Here is a 15,327-nt window from a genome sequence, read left to right on the forward strand (position 1 = left end):
CCCACCGAACAGCACACACCCCGATGGGAGAGACCACGATGACCGCGACGCCCTACCAGCAGATGATCTTCGTCAACCTGCCCGTGAACGACCTGGACGCGTCGAAGAAGTTCTTCACGGAGCTCGGCTACTCGATCAACCCCCAGTTCAGCGACGACAACGCGGCCTCCGTCGTGATCAGCGACACCATCGTCGCGATGCTGCTCACCAAGCCCTTCTACGCCACGTTCACCGACAAGGAGATCGCGGACGCGACGAAGACCAGCGAGGTGCTGGTCTGCCTGAGCGCCGAGAGCCGCGAGAAGGTGGACGACCTGGTCGAGAAGGCCGTCGCCGCGGGCGGCACCGCCTCGGCGAAGGTGCAGGACATGGGTTTCATGTACGGCCGCGCCTTCGACGACCTCGACGGCCACACCTGGGAGGTCGTGTGGATGGACCCGACGGCGGTACAGGGCTGAACCGTTCCCGGAAGGCGCCGTGTCTAGCATGGGCGGGTGCAGACGATGCCCGCCCATGCGGCCCACCACGACGACCGTGAGATCGAGACGCTCGAGGAGTTCGACGCGACCGTCTCGGCCCGCCGCTCACTGGCCGGATTCCGTGTCCAGGCCGTTGATCTGACCGACCGCACCCGGGAGTTGCTCGCCACGGACACGGCGGACGCGGTGTTCCTCGGCTGCCCGATGCGCGAGAACGCGGCCGCCAAGGTACGCGCGGACGGCGCGATGGTCTTCCCGCCCGTACCGCACCTGCCCTTCGACCCGTACCGGGGCCTGCTCTACTCCCCGGACGAACTCTTCACCGGCCTCGACAAGGGCTACGAGGAGACGCTGGACGCCCGCGCGTACGCCTGGTTCCAGCAGACCAAGGCCGACGGCGACATATTCGCCTCGATGCTCCGCTCGATCCACGACGACGCCGTCTCCGACGCCCTCGACGAACTCCTGCGCGGCACACGGGTGGTGGGCGTCATGGGCGGCCACGCGATGGGCCGCGGCACGGAGGCGTACGCCGGTGCCGCCCGCCTCGGCCGGGAGCTGACCCGGGCCGGCCTCACCGTCGCCACCGGCGGCGGACCCGGCGCGATGGAGGCGGCCAACCTCGGCGCGTACGCCGCCCCGTACGACGACGAGATGCTCACCGAGGCCCTGCAACTCCTGGCCAAGGCGCCGAAGTTCACCCCGTCGATCACCGACTGGGCGGCCGCCGCCTTCGAGGTGCGGGCGCACTGGCCGAAGGGCGGCACGTCCGTCGGCATCCCGACCTGGTTCTACGGCCACGAGCCGCCGAACCCGTTCGCGTCGCACATCGCCAAGTACTTCGCCAACGCCACCCGCGAGGACGGCCTGCTGGCCCGCTCGAACGCGGGTGTGGTGTTCCTGCCGGGCGCCGCCGGCACCGTACAGGAGATCTTCGACAACGCGACGCCCAACTACTACGAGTCGCGGGGCGAGCCGACGCCGATGGTGCTCGTCGACCGGGCGCACTGGACCGAGCGGCTGCCGACCTGGCCGCTGCTGACGGCACTTGCGCGGGAACGTTCGATGGAGTCGCGAATCGCCCTGGTTGACCGAATCGAGGAGGCCCCGGAGGCGTTGAAACGTCTCGGTGGTTAATAAGCAGGCAAAGCCAATGCCCTTGATGCGCTCACGCGTTGACACTACTTACGCCGCACTTATAAACCTGTGAGCCTCTTGGGAATGGTGTTGTCGCATCCCGTGATGTTCCGTCACCACTCCTCCCACCCCCCGCAATTGCGCTTCCCGTAAAGGACAAACGTGGCAGTTCTGTCCATATCCCGTCGCACCGTCGCCCGTTCCGTGCGTGCCCTCGGTGTCGCCTCCGCCTCCGCCGCGCTCGCGCTCGGTGTCGCCGGCAACGCGCTGGCGTGCAACATCAACGAGTTCTCCGCCGAAGCCAAGTGCGACGGCACCCAGGGCGTCATCACCGTCACCGACGTCGACAAGGCCGGCGTCGAGGCCACCGTCTCCGTGTACCTGGTGGAGAACAACGCCGACGTCCGCAAGGTCGGCGAGCAGACGGTCAAGGGCTCCAAGGCGGGCACGACCATCACCTTCGAGGAGGACTGGGCACCCAACGCGGAGTACCGCGTCCACGTCGAAGCCCAGCCGTACATCAAGGGTGAGGACATCAAGCCGAACCTGACGACCCCGGCCACGGCCTGCGGCAAGGACGAGGAGTCCCCGACGCCGACCCCGACGCCGTCGGAGTCCGCCTCGACGCCCGCCGAGGAGACCGGGACCCCGACCCCGTCGGCCTCGGAGAGCGAGAGCACCGCCCCGGCCGGCTCCACCCCGAGCAGCGCCCCGTCGGCCGCCGGTGAGTCCAACCTCGCCGAGACCGGTGCCAACTCCAACACCGGCATGATCGCGGGCATCGCGATCGCCCTGGTCGCCATCGGCGGCGGCGCGGTCTTCTTCGGCCTGCGTCGCCGTGGAGCGAGCAGCAGCCGATAAGCACGGCACGCACGCGGGTGTGGCCCGTCCCCTGTCGAGGGGACGGGCCACACCCGTATCCGTGCCGCCACCCGGCCGGGCCCGCCCAGGGAGGGCCCGGTCAACCGAGCACGGCGACCTCGGCCACGTCGAACTCCACCCCCACCACGTCCCCCACCGCCGGCGCCTCCCGCAACGCACACGCCGCGTCCAGCAGCGGTGCGCCCCCGTCCCCCTCCGGACGCAGCCGCACCGTGACATGCGTGCCCTTGAAGGTGCGGGCCGTGACGGAACACCGCAGTCCGGCGAGTCCGGCGTCCACGATCCGCACCCCGGTGGGCCGCACCAACAGGCTCCGCACCCCCTGGGGGGCTCCCTCGGGGACCGGCACCTTGCCCCACGGCGTGTCCGCGGCCTCGCCGCCGACCGTCACCTCGACGACGTTCTCGAAGCCGAGGAAGCGTGCGACGAACTCGTCCGCCGGCCGCTGCCACACCTCCAGCGGCGTACCGGACTGGGCGATCCGCCCGTCCCGCATCACCACCACCCGGTCAGCCAGGGCGAACGCCTCACCCTGGTCGTGGGTGACCGCGAGCACGGTCGTGCCCAACCGCCCGAACAACTCCCGCAGTTCGACGACCAGCCGCTCCCGCAGCGAACGGTCGAGCTGCCCGAGCGGCTCGTCCAGCATCAGCAGCCGCGGCCGGGGCGCGAGCGCCCGTGCTAGCGCCACCCGCTGCTGTTCACCCCCGGAAAGCGAGGCGACGGCTCGCGAGGCGGCTCCGGGCAGCCCGACGAGGTCGAGCAACTCCCCGACCCGACCGGCCTGTTCGCCCTTGGGGGCGCCGTGCATCCGCAGCCCGAACGCCACGTTCGCGCCCACGTCCCGCTGCGGGAACAGCTGATGGTCCTGGAACATCAGCCCCACCCCGCGCTTGTGCGCGGGCACCCTCGACTGGTCCCGCCCGTCGAGCGACACCCGCCCGCCGTCGAGCGGTTGCAGTCCCGCCACCGCCCGCAGCAGCGTCGACTTCCCGCTCCCGCTCGGCCCCAGCACGCACACGATCTCGTGCTCGGCAACGGACAGATCGACCCCGTCCAGCACGGCCCGCCCGCCGAGGCGAACCGTCGCACCCTCCAGCGCCAGCAGCATCAGAACTCCCCGGTCCGGTCCGTCCGCAGCCGCTCCAGCACCAGCAGCGCCACCGCGCACACCACCATCAGAATCGTCGAAAGGGCCATCGCCTGCCCGTAGTTGAGCTCACCGGCGCGCCCGAGCAGCCGCGCCACGGCAACCGGCAGCGTGGGGTTGTCGGGCCGCGCGATGAACACGGTCGCCCCGAACTCCCCCAGCGACACGGCGAAGGCGAACCCGGCCGCGACCAGCAGCGCCCGCCGCACCATCGGCAGGTCCACCTCCCGCCACACCCGCCACGGCGACGCCCCCAGCACGGCCGCGGCCTCCCGCAACCGCTGGTCGACGGCCCGCAGCACCGGCAGCATGGTCCGCACGACGAAGGGCACCCCGACCAGCGCCTGCGCCAGCGGCACCAGAATCCACGAGGCCCGCAGATCCAGCGGCGGCTCGTCGAGCGCGATGAGGAATCCGAACCCGACCGTCACCGCCGACACCCCCAGCGGCAGCATCAGCAGCGCGTCGAAGCCCCGTACGAACCGCCCCGCGTCCCGCCGCGTCAGCGCGGCCGCGGCGAGGCCGCCGATCAGCACGGCGATGGCGGTGGCGGCGACGGCGTACGAGAGGGAGTTGCCGATCGCGTCGATCGGCGGGACCAGGAAGACTCCCCCGTCGGAGGAGGTCAGCGCCCGGTAGTACCCGAAGTCCGGTGCGTCGAGCGAGCGTTGCACCAGCACGCCGAGCGGCAGCAGAAGCAGTACGACGACGGTCAGCAGCACCCCGCCCAGCAGGGCCCACTGCCCCGCCCCGCGTGGCCGCCGGGCCGTGACCGACGCGTCCACCAGCCGCAGCGCGGTCTCCCGCCGGCGTACGGTCCAGGCGTGCAGCGCGAGGATCGCGCCCACCGCCACGAACTGGATGATCGTGAGGACCGCGGCGGTCGCGAGGTCGAAGATCTCCGAGGTCTGCCGGTAGATCTCCACTTCGAGGGTCGAGAAGGTCGGCCCGCCGAGGATCTGCACCACACCGAAGGAGGTGAAGGTGAACAGGAAGACCATGAGCGCGGCGGCGGCCACGGCGGGACCGAGCGCGGGCAGGGTCACCTTCCGCCAGGCCGCGAAGCGTGACGCGCCCAGCATCCGCGCCGCCTCTTCCTGCCGCGGGTCGAGCTGCGCCCACAGCCCGCCCACCGTCCGTACGACGACGGCGTAGTTGAAGAAGACGTGCGCGAGCAGGATCGCCCACACGGTGGTGTCCAGGCGTACGCCCCACAGCTCGTCGAGCAGCCCGCCACGGCCGACCAGCGCCAGGAAGGCCGTACCGACGACGACGGTCGGCAGCACGAAGGGGACGGTGACCACGGCCCGCAGGACCTGTTTGCCCGGGAAGTCGAGCCGGGCGAAGACATAGGCACCCGGCAGGGCGACCAGCAGGGTGAGCGCGGTGGAGACGAGGGCCTGCCAGGTGGTGAACCACAGGACGTGCCGGATGTCGGACTGCGCGAGGACGTCCCACACCCGCCCGAACCGCCAGCTCCCGTCGATCTTCAGACCGCGGGTGACGATCGCGGCGACGGGATAGGCGAAGAAGACGCCGAAGAACGCGACGGGCAGGGCCATCAGCCCGAGCCGCGCCGCGTTCCCCTTGAGGCGCGGGGTTACTTCAGTACGAGCGAGGTCCACGACTTGACCCAGTCGTCACGGTGGTCGGCGATCTTGGCGGGGTCCATGGTCTCGGGGTCCTTGGCCTGCGGACCGAACTTCGTGAACTCCGCGGGCACCTGGGCACCCTGCCGCACCGGGTAGACGAACATGTTGAGCGGCATGTCGTCCTGGAACTGCTGGGTGAGCAGGAAGTCGAGGAGCGCCTTGCCGCCCTCGGCGTTCTTGGCGTTGCTCAGCAGCCCGGCGTACTCGACCTGCCGGAAGCAGGTGCCCTCGGCCACCCCGGTGGGCGCGGTGCTCGGCTTCGGGTCGGCGTAGATGACCTCGGCGGGCGGCGAGGAGGCGTACGAGACGACGAGCGGCCGGTCTCCCTTGGCCTGCTTGCCCCCGGCGGACCCGGAGAACTCCTCGTTGTAGGCCTGCTCCCAGCCGTCGACGACCTTCACGCCGTTGGCCTTGAGCTTCTTCCAGTAGTCCGGCCAGCCGTCGTCCCCGTACGCGGCGGCGGTCCCGAGGAGGAAGCCGAGGCCCGGCGAGGAGGTGGAGGCGTTCTCGGTGACGAGGAGGTTCTTGTACGCCGGCTTGATCAGGTCGTCGAAGGAGGCGGGCGGGGTCAGCTTGTGCTCGCTGAAGTACGCCTTGTCGTAGTTGACGCAGATGTCGCCGGTGTCGATCGGCGTGACCCGGTGCTTGTCCTCGTCGACCCGGTACTCCGGGCGGATCAGGTCGGCGCCCTTCGCCTCGTACGACTGGAAGAGCCCGTTGTCGAGCGCCCGGGACAGCAGGGTGTTGTCGACGCCGAAGAAGACGTCGCCCTGCGGGTTGTCCTTGGTCAGGATCGCCTTGTTGACGGCCTGCCCGGCGTCGCCGTCCTTGAGGACCTTGACCTGGTAGCCGGAGCTCTTCTCGAAGGCGGCGAGGACGCTCTTGGAGACGGCCCACGAGTCATGGCTGACCAGGGTCACGGTCCTGGACCCGCCGGACGAGCCGGAGGAGTCGGCGCCGTCGTCGGACGAGCCGCACGCGGACAGTGTGACGAGACCGAGCCCGACGGCCAGGACTGCGGCCTTCTTGGTGATGCTCACTGGATTCCTCCTGGGGTGACCAGGAAGAGACGCGGCCCCGCCCGGGACCGGGGGAAGAACCCACCGGCTCCCGGGCAGGGCGCAACAGCTTGAGTGATGACCGAACTTCCTACCCAGAATGACCTGGGCGAGGTTCAGAGGGTCTGCGGCCCGATCGCCGCACTCTCAGCGCTGTGGCGCTCCCCTGTCGGAATATGAAGATGTACTGACGAAAGCTTTTGAAGATGTACTGACGGCAGCCTTACGGTGGCCAGACTACCGCTCGCCGGCGGCAAGCTGCCCGCAGGCCCCGTCGATCTCCTGCCCCCGGGTGTCCCGGACGGTCACCGGCACCCCGTGCGCGGCGATGGCCTCGACGAACGCCTTCTCGTCCTCGGGCCGCGAGGCGGTCCACTTCGAGCCCGGGGTCGGGTTCAGCGGGATGAGGTTGACGTGCACGGGCTTGCCGCGCAGCAGCCGCCCGAGCCGGTCCCCACGCCAGGCCTGGTCGTTGATGTCGCGGATGAGCGCGTACTCGATCGACAGCCGCCGCCCGCTCTTCTCGACGTACTCGAACCCGGCGTCGAGCACCTCGCGCACCTTCCACCGCGTGTTCACGGGGACGAGGGTGTCGCGCAGCTCGTCGTCGGGGGCGTGCAGCGAGATCGCGAGCCGGCACTTGAAGCCCTCGTCGGCGAACCGGTGGATGGCCGGCACCAGCCCGACCGTCGAGACGGTGATGCCGCGCTGCGACAGCCCGAGCCCGTCCGGGGCGGGGTCGGTGAGCGCCCGGATCGACTGCACGACCCGCTTGTAGTTGGCGAGGGGCTCGCCCATGCCCATGAAGACGATGTTGGAGAGCCGCGCGGGCCCACCGGGCACTTCTCCGTCCCGGAGCGCCCGCATCCCGTCGACGATCTGATGGACGATCTCGGCGGTGGACAGATTCCTGTCGAGCCCCGCCTGCCCGGTCGCGCAGAACGGGCAGTTCATCCCGCACCCGGCCTGCGAGGAGATGCACATGGTGACCCGGTCCGGGTACCGCATCAGCACCGACTCGACGAGCGTCCCGTCGAACAGCCTCCACAGCGTCTTGCGCGTGGTCCCCTGGTCGGTCGACAGATGCCGTACCACGGTCATCAGCTCGGGAAGCAGCGCCTCCTGGAGCTTGGGCCGTGCCGCGGCCGGGATGTCCGTCCACTGCTCGGGGTCGTGCGCGTACCGCGCGAAGTAGTGCTGCGAGAGCTGCTTGGCACGGAACGGCTTCTCACCGATCTCGGCCACGACGTCCTTGCGCTCGGCAGGAGTGAGATCGGCAAGGTGCCGCGGCGGCTTCTTGGCTCCGCGCGGGGCGACGAAAGTGAGTTCTCCGGGCTTGGGCATGGTCATACCAGTGTCGCAGATCGAATGGAGTGACCCGCGTTCCCGATCGTCACCCGCGGTGACCGGCAGTCGCCCGACGTCACCGATGAGTTCCCGGCGCCGCCCCGGTCTCCCTGGCATACGCCCGCGTACCCCCCGGACACCGGATGTGATGACGATGCCCTACGCCAAGGTCAACGGCCTGGAGATGTACTACGAGGTGCACGGCACCGCCCTGGACGCCCCCGACGCACGCCGCCCGCTGGTGCTGCTGCACGGCGGCGTCACCACCATCGGGCTGTCCTTCGGCGCCGTATTGCCCGCCCTGTCCGCCGACCGCCCGGTCATCGCCCCGGAGCTCCAGGGGCACGGCCACACCGCCGACACCGCGCGCGACCTCACCGTCCCGAACCTCGCCTCCGACGTGGTCGCCCTGCTCGACGAACTCGGCATCCGGCAGGCCGACTTCCTCGGCTACAGCCTCGGCGGGCTGACCGCGCTGGAGATCGCGGTACGGCATCCCGAGCGCGTCGGACGGCTCGTGACGGTCTCCGCGCCGTACACGCAGGACGGCATGCGGGACGAGATCCGCACCCCCGACTACAGCTCGCCCCTGCTGCCCACGCAGGCCGACTTCCAGGAGATGGCCGACGCGTACGCCGCCGTCGCCCCGGACCCCGAGCACTTCCAGGCCTTCCTCGCCAAGGTCTCGGCGGCGGCCCACGCCCCGCTGCCCTGGACCGCGGACGACCTGCGCGCCCTGGCCGCCCCGACCCTGCTGCTGATCGGCGACTCCGACTTCGTCCGGGTCGAGCACGCGGCCGAGATGCAGTCGTTGATCCCCCGCTCGCACCTGGCCGTGCTGCCCGCGACCACCCACATGACGGTCCTGCGGCGGACGTTCCTGGTCCTGCCGCTGCTCGATGAGTTCCTCGGCGACGAGGAGACCGGTGCCGCCGCCTCGCCGCAGGACGCGGACGCCTCTTAGGGGGTGGGACGCTCCAGGCACTCCTTGAGCAGTTGCTCGTCCCGCGGAAGCTCCTTGCGGACCTGCGGGCGGACGACGAGAGGCACCAGCGCCTTGCCGAGGCCGTGTCCCTCGAGGTCGATCTCTATCGTCACGCGGGACCGGCGCCCGTCGTCGAGCGGCTCGATCTCACCGTGGGTCCGGGGCCGGACCGGTCCTCCGACCCCGTGCAGATCCCAGCTGTACGGAGGGTTCAGCTCGTCGAACTCCATGGTCATCGGAATCTCGCGGTTGCCGACGCGCCGGGTGACCCGGACCCGGGAGCCGGCGTGGACGGGCCCCTCTTCGAGCGGTTCCGCCTTGACGGCGCTCAGCTGCCATTCCGGCAGGTGGGAGGGGTCGGTGAGGTACGCATAGACGTCTTCGGGCGTGCGGTCGACGTCGATCACTTCACGGATGGCGGACATGACGCCCTCCTTCCAGGGCGGTCCCCTTCGAGGGCTTACAGGGGAATCCTCCCACCGGAAGGGCGGTCACGACAGAAGAAGCCCCCGCCGAAGCGGGGGCTTCTCTCCCTTACGCACGGTGCTCAGCCCGAGCCCACGAACAGCACCAGCAGCAGCCACACCACAGGCGCGGTCGGCAACAGCGAGTCCAGCCGATCCATGATGCCGCCGTGCCCCGGCAGCAGCGTGCCCATGTCCTTGATGCCGAGGTCCCGCTTGATCATCGACTCGCCGAGGTCGCCGAGCGTCGCGCTCGCCGCCACCGCCAGACCCAGCAGCAGACCCTGCCACCAGGTGCCGTCGTCGATCAGGAACTGCATGCACAGGGCGCCCGCCACCATCGCGAACGACACCGCCCCGAGCAGGCCCTCACGGGTCTTGCCGGGGCTGATGCGCGGCGCGAGCTTGTGCTTGCCGAAGCGCCAGCCGACGGCGTACGCCCCGGTGTCGCTGACGACGGTGAGGAGCAGGAACGTCAGCACCCGCTGCGGGCCGTCCTCGGCGGTGAGCATCATCGCGACGAACGTGGCCAGGAACGGGACGTAGAAGGCCGCGAAGACGCCCGCGGTGACGTCCTTGAGGTAGCCCTCCGGCGGTTCCGTCATCCGCCAGACCAGCACCGCCAGCGCGGTGAGCGCCATCGCCACCCACGCGCCCTCGGCCTCCCGGACGTACCCGGCGACGACCATGGCCGCACCGCCGACCGCGAGCGGCACGAGGGGCGCCTTGATGCCCTTGCGCTCCTCCAGCCGCGAGGTCAGCTCCCACAGACCGACGACCACGGCGACCGCTATCACGCCGACGAAGACGGCCTTGACGACGAAGAGCGACGCGACGATCACCACGCCGAGGCCGACGCCGACCCCTATGGCCGCGCCCAGGTCACGCCCCGCGCTCTTCTTCTGCGGCGCGGGAGCCGGCTGCGGGGCGTCGGGCATGGGCTCCGGATTCTGCGTCTGCGGCGCAGCCGCTCGGGACTGCGCCGACGTGGTCTCGTCGCGGAACATCTCGTCCCGGAACGTGTCGTCCGGGAACGGCTCGTCCCGGAACAAGGGGCCACTCAGCCGAGCGGCCCCCTGGTCGTCATCCTGGTCTCCGCCATACGCGGGTACGTCGGGCACGATGGGCATGGGGCGAGTCTGCTGCGCCTCAGGCGCATCGTACGCGGGACCCGCCGGGGCGGCCCCCTGGACAGGCCCCTGGTCGGTGGGCCCCCAGTACCCGGCGTGCGGCCCGGCCCCAGGCGGAGAGCCCCAGGAAGAGTCGTTCATCAGACTTCGAGAAGCTCCGCTTCCTTGTGCTTCAGGAGCTCGTCCACCTGGGCGACGTACTTGTGCGTCGCGTCGTCGAGCTCCTTCTCCGCACGGCGGCCCTCGTCCTCACCGATCTCGCCGTCCTTGACGAGCTTGTCGATGGCGTCCTTGGCCTTGCGGCGGACCGAGCGGATGGAGACCCGGGAGTCCTCCGCCTTGCCCTTGGCGACCTTGATGTAGTCGCGGCGGCGCTCCTCGGTGAGCTCGGGGAACACCACCCGGATGATGTTGCCGTCGTTGCTCGGGTTGACGCCCAGGTCCGAGTCGCGGATCGCCTGCTCGATGTTGCGCAGCGCGGTCTTGTCGAACGGCGTCACCACGGCCATGCGCGGCTCCGGCACGGAGAACGAAGCCAGCTGGTTGATCGGCGTCGGCGCGCCGTAGTAGTCGGCCACGATCTTGTTGAACATCGCCGGGTGCGCACGGCCGGTGCGGATCGCGGCGAAGTCCTCCTTGGCGACCACGACGGCCTTCTCCATCTTCTCCTCGGCCTCGAGGAGGGTCTCTTCGATCACCACTTGCTCCTGCGTGTCTTGAAGTAGGCCCGGCTGCGGTTCCATGTGCGTGGGGGCGGCGGCCGGCTGCGTCGCGTCTTCTTCCTGCACGGTTCCCGACCGGCAGGACATTGTCCATCCCCCGGTCAGGGACCGGGTCCAACTGGGGTCAGTCCCGGCTGCCCTGGTCGCCCACAAGCGTGCCGATCTTCTCACCCTTGACGGCGCGCGCGATATTGCCCTCCGCCAGAAGCTCGAAGACGAGGATCGGGAGCTTGTTGTCGCGGCACAGCGTGATGGCGGTGGCGTCGGCGACCTTGAGGTCGCGGGTGATGACCTCGCCGTAGCCGAGGGAGTCGAACTTGACCGCGTCGGGGTTGGTCTTGGGGTCGGAGTCGTAGACCCCGTCCACACCGTTCTTGCCCATGAGCAGCGCCTCGGCGTCGATCTCCAGGGCGCGCTGGGCGGCGGTGGTGTCGGTGGAGAAGTAGGGCATGCCCATACCGGCGCCGAAGATGACCACGCGGCCCTTCTCCAGGTGGCGCACGGCGCGCAGCGGGATGTACGGCTCGGCGACCTGGCCCATGGTGATGGCGGTCTGCACGCGGCTGTCGATGCCCTCCTTCTCCAGGAAGTCCTGGAGGGCGAGGCAGTTCATCACGGTGCCGAGCATGCCCATGTAGTCGGAGCGGGCACGGTCCATGCCGCGCTGCTGGAGTTCGGCGCCGCGGAAGAAGTTGCCGCCGCCGATGACGACGGCGACCTGCGCGCCGTCGCGCACGACGGCCGCGATCTCACGGGCGATCTTGTGCACCACGTCCGGGTCCACGCCCAGGCCCCCGCCACCGGAGAAGGCCTCTCCGGACAGCTTCAGCAGAAACCGGCCGCTCACTTTGCCGTCGTCGCTCTTCTGGGCCTTGGTGGTCATCGGAATCTCGCCTCTTTCAAGGGGTCGCACATACGAAGAAGGCCACTGCCGGCGGGAACGGGTTTCTGTCCCATGCTCGGCAATGGCCTCCTCGTCAGATCTGCTGTCGTCCGCCACACGCGTGCGTGGCGGCGTACCGGACGACTGCCTACGACCCTATCGGGGTCCGGCGTCGAACGCGGTACGGACTCAGATGCCGACCTTGATACGCGTGAAGCGCTTCAGGGTGACACCGGCCTCGTCCAGAACCTTCTGGACGGACTTCTTGTTGTCCAGCGCGTACGGCTGGCCGAGCAGCGTGGCGTCCTTGAAGAAGCCGTTGAGGCGACCCTCGACGATCTTCGGCAGGGCGGCCTCGGGCTTGCCCTCGGCGCGGGTGGTCTCCTCGGCGACGCGGCGCTCGGACTCGACGACCTCGGCCGGGACGTCCTCCTTGGAGAGGTACTTCGGCGCGAAGGCGGCGATGTGCTGGGCAACGCCCTTGGCCAGGTCGGCGTCGGCCTTGTCCAGCTCGACCAGGACACCGATCTGCGGGGGCAGGTCGGGCATGGTGCGGTGCATGTAGGCGAAGACGAAGCCGTCGGCGAACTGCGCGAAGCGGTCCAGGACGATCTTCTCGCCGAGGTTGGCGTTGGCCTCGTCCACGAACGCCTGGACGGTCTTGCCGGCCTCGATCTCGGAGGCGAGCAGGGCCTCGATGTCGGCCGGGGAGGTGGCGGCGACGTGCTGCGCGATCTGGTTGGCGACGGCCTGGAACTTCTCGCCCTTGGCGACGAAGTCCGTCTCGCACTTCAGCTCGACCAGCACACCGGAGGTGTTGTCGTCGGCGATGAGGGAGACCACGGCGCCGTTCTCGGCGGAGCGGCCCTCGCGCTTGGCGACGCCCTTCTGGCCCTTGATGCGGAGCGCCTCGACGGCCTTGTCGACGTTGCCCTCGGCCTCGTCCAGCGCCTTCTTGCAGTCCATCATGCCGGCGCCGGTGAGCTCACGGAGCTTCTTGACGTCGGCGGCGGTGTAGTTCGCCATGATTCCTGGAATCTCTCTCGAAGTCTGAAGATCTACGGGCCGGACGGCGGGGGCTGGTCAGCCCCCGCCGTCCAAAGACCCGAAGGGGTGAGGGGTCAGGCCTGCTCGGCCTCGGCGGCCGGAGCCTCGGCCTCGGCAGCGGGGGCCTCGGCGGCGGGCGCCTCAGCCTCAGCGGCGGGAGCCTCGGCGGCCGGGGCCTCCTCGGCCTTCTTCTCGCCCTCGAGCAGGTCGCGCTCCCACGCGGCGAGCGGCTCGCCCGCGCCCTTGTCACCCTTGTCGCCGGTGGCGACGCCGGAGCGGGCGATGAGGCCCTCGGCGACGGCGTCGGCGATCACGCGGGTGAGCAGGGTGACGGAGCGGATCGCGTCGTCGTTGCCCGGAATCTTGTAGTCGACCTCGTCGGGGTCGCAGTTGGTGTCGAGGATGGCGACGACCGGGATGTTGAGCTTCCGGGCCTCGCCGACCGCGATGTGCTCCTTCTTGGTGTCCACGATCCAGACGGCGCTGGGCACCTTCTGCATCTCGCGGATACCACCGAGGGTCTTCTCGAGCTTGGCCTTCTCACGCGAGAGGACCAGGAGCTCCTTCTTGGTCAGACCCGAAGCGGCGACGTCCTCGAAGTCGATCTGCTCGAGCTCCTTGAGGCGCTGCAGACGCTTGTAGACGGTGGAGAAGTTGGTGAGCATGCCGCCCAGCCAGCGCTGGTTGACGTAGGGCATGCCGACGCGGGTGGCCTGCTCGGCGATGGCCTCCTGCGCCTGCTTCTTCGTGCCGACGAACATGACCGTGCCGCCGTGGGCGACGGTCTCCTTGACGAACTCGTAGGCGCGGTCGATGTACGACAGCGACTGGAGCAGGTCGATGATGTAGATGCCGTTGCGCTCGGTGAAAATGAAGCGCTTCATCTTCGGGTTCCAGCGACGGGTCTGGTGACCGAAGTGGACGCCGCTCTCCAGCAGCTCCCGCATCGTGACGACGGCCATGGCCGTTCTCCTTGGTTTCTCGGTTATGTCCTGACGCCCGACACGCGCCGTGCCACGTACCCATGTGCGTACGGGACCGAAAGGCGCTGACATCGATGGCCACGAGAGCCCGATGTCGGGGCGTGCGAAGTCGACCCGGTGACCCGGATCGCCAGAAGAAGTGTACGGGACCCGCGAGGCACCGGGTGACGCCGCTGTCCACAACCGGGGAGCGGTCCACAGCTCCCGGCCATGATCGGGCCCGCTCGGGCAGGGTTTCCGCCATGCGACGCCTGCACAGCGCTCTCCTGCTCCTGCTAGTGGCCCTGTTCCTGACGCCCCTGCCCCCGGCCGCGGGCGACCCGGCACCACCACCCCCGCCGCCCGCCCCTTCTGCCGCCCCGGTCCCGGCTGTCGCCGGTGCCTGGCCGGTGGGTTTGCGCCCGCCCGTCCTCCGCGCCTTCGAACCCCCGCCGACGGCCTACGCCCGAGGTCACCGAGGCGTGGACCTGGCGGCCCCTGCGGGCACACCCGTACGAGCGGTGGCGGCCGGCCGGGTCTCCTTCGCGGGCCGGGTGGCCGGAAAGGGAGTGGTCTCGATCGACCTGACCGGCACAGACCTGCGAACTACGTACGAACCGGTACGGGCGACGGTACGGAAGGGCGCAGAGGTGACACCGGGTGAGGTGGTGGGCACGGTGGAACCCACGGGGTCCCACTGCACGGCAATGTGCGTGCACTGGGGCCTGCGCAGAGGGGACCTCTACTTGGACCCGCTGTCACTGCTGCCACCGTGGCTGCTACGCAGGGCTCCATCGAGATTGCTCCCGGTCCTGGGAGTCCCCCTGCCCTAGCCAGCGCCCATCCACCTCTCAGCCGCGAACCCCCCGCAGCGCCATGGCCACCGCCGCCTCAGTGATCGCCACAGGATCCTCCGCAGCCCCCAGCTCGATCCGCCGCACAGCCGCGTCCACGACCCCCTGCAGCAACATCGCCGCGAGCCGGGGCTCCGCATGCCCCATCTCCGCGAGCGCCTCGCCGATCATCGCGACCAGCCCGCCGTGCGCCGCCCGGATCTTCTCCCGGGCCCCCGCATCGAGCTCACTCGCAGAAATGGCGACCACGGCCCGGTGCCGCCGGTCCCCCACCAGCGCCAACTGCCGCCGCACATACGCCTCGACCTTGGCCTCGGCCCCCTCCGCGGCGCCCATCGCCGCGGCGACCTCCGCCGCCCAGACCGGGAAGTCGACCTCGCACAGCTCCTCGACCACCGCGGCCCGCGACCGGAAGTACTCGTACACGGACGACCGCGCCAGCCCCGTCCGCTCGGCGAGAGCCGGAAACGTCAGCGCTTCCGTCCCGCCCTCGGACAGCAACGACCGAGCCGCGTCCAGCAGGGCGGCTCGCTGCATCGACCGGTGCTCGGCCACGGAGGCCGCTCGAATCCTTG

General features: G+C 70.0%; 16 protein-coding genes and 1 riboswitch. Of the genes, 5 read left to right on the forward strand and 11 right to left on the reverse strand.

Annotated elements, in window-relative coordinates:
- The first annotated feature begins 38 nt into the window (after positions 1–38).
- The 3 genes from DI272_RS14010 to DI272_RS14020 all read left to right on the forward strand — a co-directional run bounded on the left by DI272_RS14010 (position 39) and on the right by DI272_RS14020 (position 2,477).
- Positions 39–458: a VOC family protein gene (locus DI272_RS14010; protein ID WP_109500831.1), complete on the forward strand. Its 420-nt coding sequence runs from the start codon at positions 39–41 to the stop codon at positions 456–458.
- Positions 459–494: 36 nt separating this feature from the next.
- Positions 495–1,616 carry an LOG family protein gene (locus DI272_RS14015; RefSeq protein WP_109495703.1) on the forward strand — a complete coding sequence of 374 codons (1,122 nt, stop codon included), beginning with the start codon at positions 495–497 and terminating at the stop codon, positions 1,614–1,616.
- Between the two features lie 162 nt (positions 1,617–1,778).
- On the forward strand, positions 1,779–2,477 hold the full coding sequence (locus DI272_RS14020; protein ID WP_109495704.1) for an LAETG motif-containing sortase-dependent surface protein: 699 nt from the start codon (positions 1,779–1,781) through the stop codon (positions 2,475–2,477).
- 100 nt (positions 2,478–2,577) lie between these two features.
- Here DI272_RS14020 and DI272_RS14025 read toward each other — a convergent pair whose 3' ends face one another.
- The 4 genes from DI272_RS14025 to rlmN all read right to left on the reverse strand — a co-directional run bounded on the left by DI272_RS14025 (position 2,578) and on the right by rlmN (position 7,702).
- Positions 2,578–3,609, reverse strand: a complete 1,032-nt coding sequence (locus tag DI272_RS14025) for an ABC transporter ATP-binding protein (protein ID WP_109495705.1) — start codon at positions 3,607–3,609, stop codon at positions 2,578–2,580.
- A complete protein-coding gene (locus DI272_RS14030) occupies positions 3,609–5,273 on the reverse strand; it encodes an iron ABC transporter permease (RefSeq protein WP_109495706.1) in 1,665 nt (554 codons plus the stop codon). Before DI272_RS14030 ends, DI272_RS14025 begins: the two co-directional genes overlap by 1 nt.
- Complete coding sequence (locus DI272_RS14035; RefSeq protein ID WP_109495707.1) at positions 5,249–6,340, reverse strand: thiamine ABC transporter substrate binding subunit; 1,092 nt, start codon at positions 6,338–6,340, stop codon at positions 5,249–5,251. The genes DI272_RS14030 and DI272_RS14035 overlap by 25 nt, the downstream gene beginning before the upstream one ends.
- An 88-nt stretch (positions 6,341–6,428) precedes the next feature.
- Positions 6,429–6,536: riboswitch (TPP riboswitch) on the reverse strand.
- A gap of 59 nt (positions 6,537–6,595) precedes the next feature.
- The gene (rlmN, locus tag DI272_RS14040; RefSeq protein WP_109500832.1) at positions 6,596–7,702 is read right to left on the reverse strand and encodes a 23S rRNA (adenine(2503)-C(2))-methyltransferase RlmN; all 1,107 of its coding nucleotides are present in this window, start codon (positions 7,700–7,702) and stop codon (positions 6,596–6,598) included.
- A 151-nt stretch (positions 7,703–7,853) separates the two neighbouring features.
- Here rlmN and DI272_RS14045 point away from each other — a divergent pair, with 151 nt between their 5' ends.
- Positions 7,854–8,669, forward strand: coding sequence for an alpha/beta fold hydrolase (locus DI272_RS14045; RefSeq protein ID WP_109495708.1), 816 nt, complete (start codon positions 7,854–7,856; stop codon positions 8,667–8,669).
- Here the strand turns inward: DI272_RS14045 and DI272_RS14050 are convergent.
- The 6 genes from DI272_RS14050 to rpsB all read right to left on the reverse strand — a co-directional run bounded on the left by DI272_RS14050 (position 8,666) and on the right by rpsB (position 13,898).
- Positions 8,666–9,115, reverse strand: coding sequence for an SRPBCC family protein (locus tag DI272_RS14050; protein WP_109495709.1), 450 nt, complete (start codon positions 9,113–9,115; stop codon positions 8,666–8,668). The two genes, DI272_RS14045 and DI272_RS14050, sit on opposite strands and share 4 nt — an antisense overlap.
- Positions 9,116–9,237: 122 nt before the next feature.
- Positions 9,238–10,425: a phosphatidate cytidylyltransferase gene (locus DI272_RS14055; protein ID WP_109495710.1), complete on the reverse strand. Its 1,188-nt coding sequence runs from the start codon at positions 10,423–10,425 to the stop codon at positions 9,238–9,240.
- Positions 10,425–10,982 carry a ribosome recycling factor gene (gene frr / locus DI272_RS14060; RefSeq protein ID WP_059198018.1) on the reverse strand — a complete coding sequence of 186 codons (558 nt, stop codon included), beginning with the start codon at positions 10,980–10,982 and terminating at the stop codon, positions 10,425–10,427. The genes DI272_RS14055 and frr overlap by 1 nt, the downstream gene beginning before the upstream one ends.
- Positions 10,983–11,130: 148 nt before the next feature.
- Positions 11,131–11,889, reverse strand: coding sequence for a UMP kinase (pyrH, locus tag DI272_RS14065; RefSeq protein WP_109495711.1), 759 nt, complete (start codon positions 11,887–11,889; stop codon positions 11,131–11,133).
- Between the two features lie 189 nt (positions 11,890–12,078).
- A complete protein-coding gene (tsf, locus tag DI272_RS14070; protein ID WP_109495712.1) occupies positions 12,079–12,915 on the reverse strand; it encodes a translation elongation factor Ts in 837 nt (278 codons plus the stop codon).
- A 95-nt stretch (positions 12,916–13,010) separates the two neighbouring features.
- A complete protein-coding gene (rpsB, locus tag DI272_RS14075) occupies positions 13,011–13,898 on the reverse strand; it encodes a 30S ribosomal protein S2 (protein ID WP_079309726.1) in 888 nt (295 codons plus the stop codon).
- A 263-nt stretch (positions 13,899–14,161) separates the two neighbouring features.
- Here rpsB and DI272_RS14080 point away from each other — a divergent pair, with 263 nt between their 5' ends.
- Positions 14,162–14,731 carry a murein hydrolase activator EnvC gene (locus DI272_RS14080; RefSeq protein WP_109495713.1) on the forward strand — a complete coding sequence of 190 codons (570 nt, stop codon included), beginning with the start codon at positions 14,162–14,164 and terminating at the stop codon, positions 14,729–14,731.
- An 18-nt stretch (positions 14,732–14,749) separates the two neighbouring features.
- Here DI272_RS14080 and DI272_RS14085 read toward each other — a convergent pair whose 3' ends face one another.
- Positions 14,750–15,307, reverse strand: coding sequence for a TetR/AcrR family transcriptional regulator (locus DI272_RS14085; protein WP_109495714.1), 558 nt, complete (start codon positions 15,305–15,307; stop codon positions 14,750–14,752).
- Between the last annotated feature and the right edge of the window lie 20 nt (positions 15,308–15,327).

This window comes from Streptomyces sp. Act143, assembly GCF_003143935.1.
Lineage (GTDB): Bacteria > Actinomycetota > Actinomycetes > Streptomycetales > Streptomycetaceae > Streptomyces.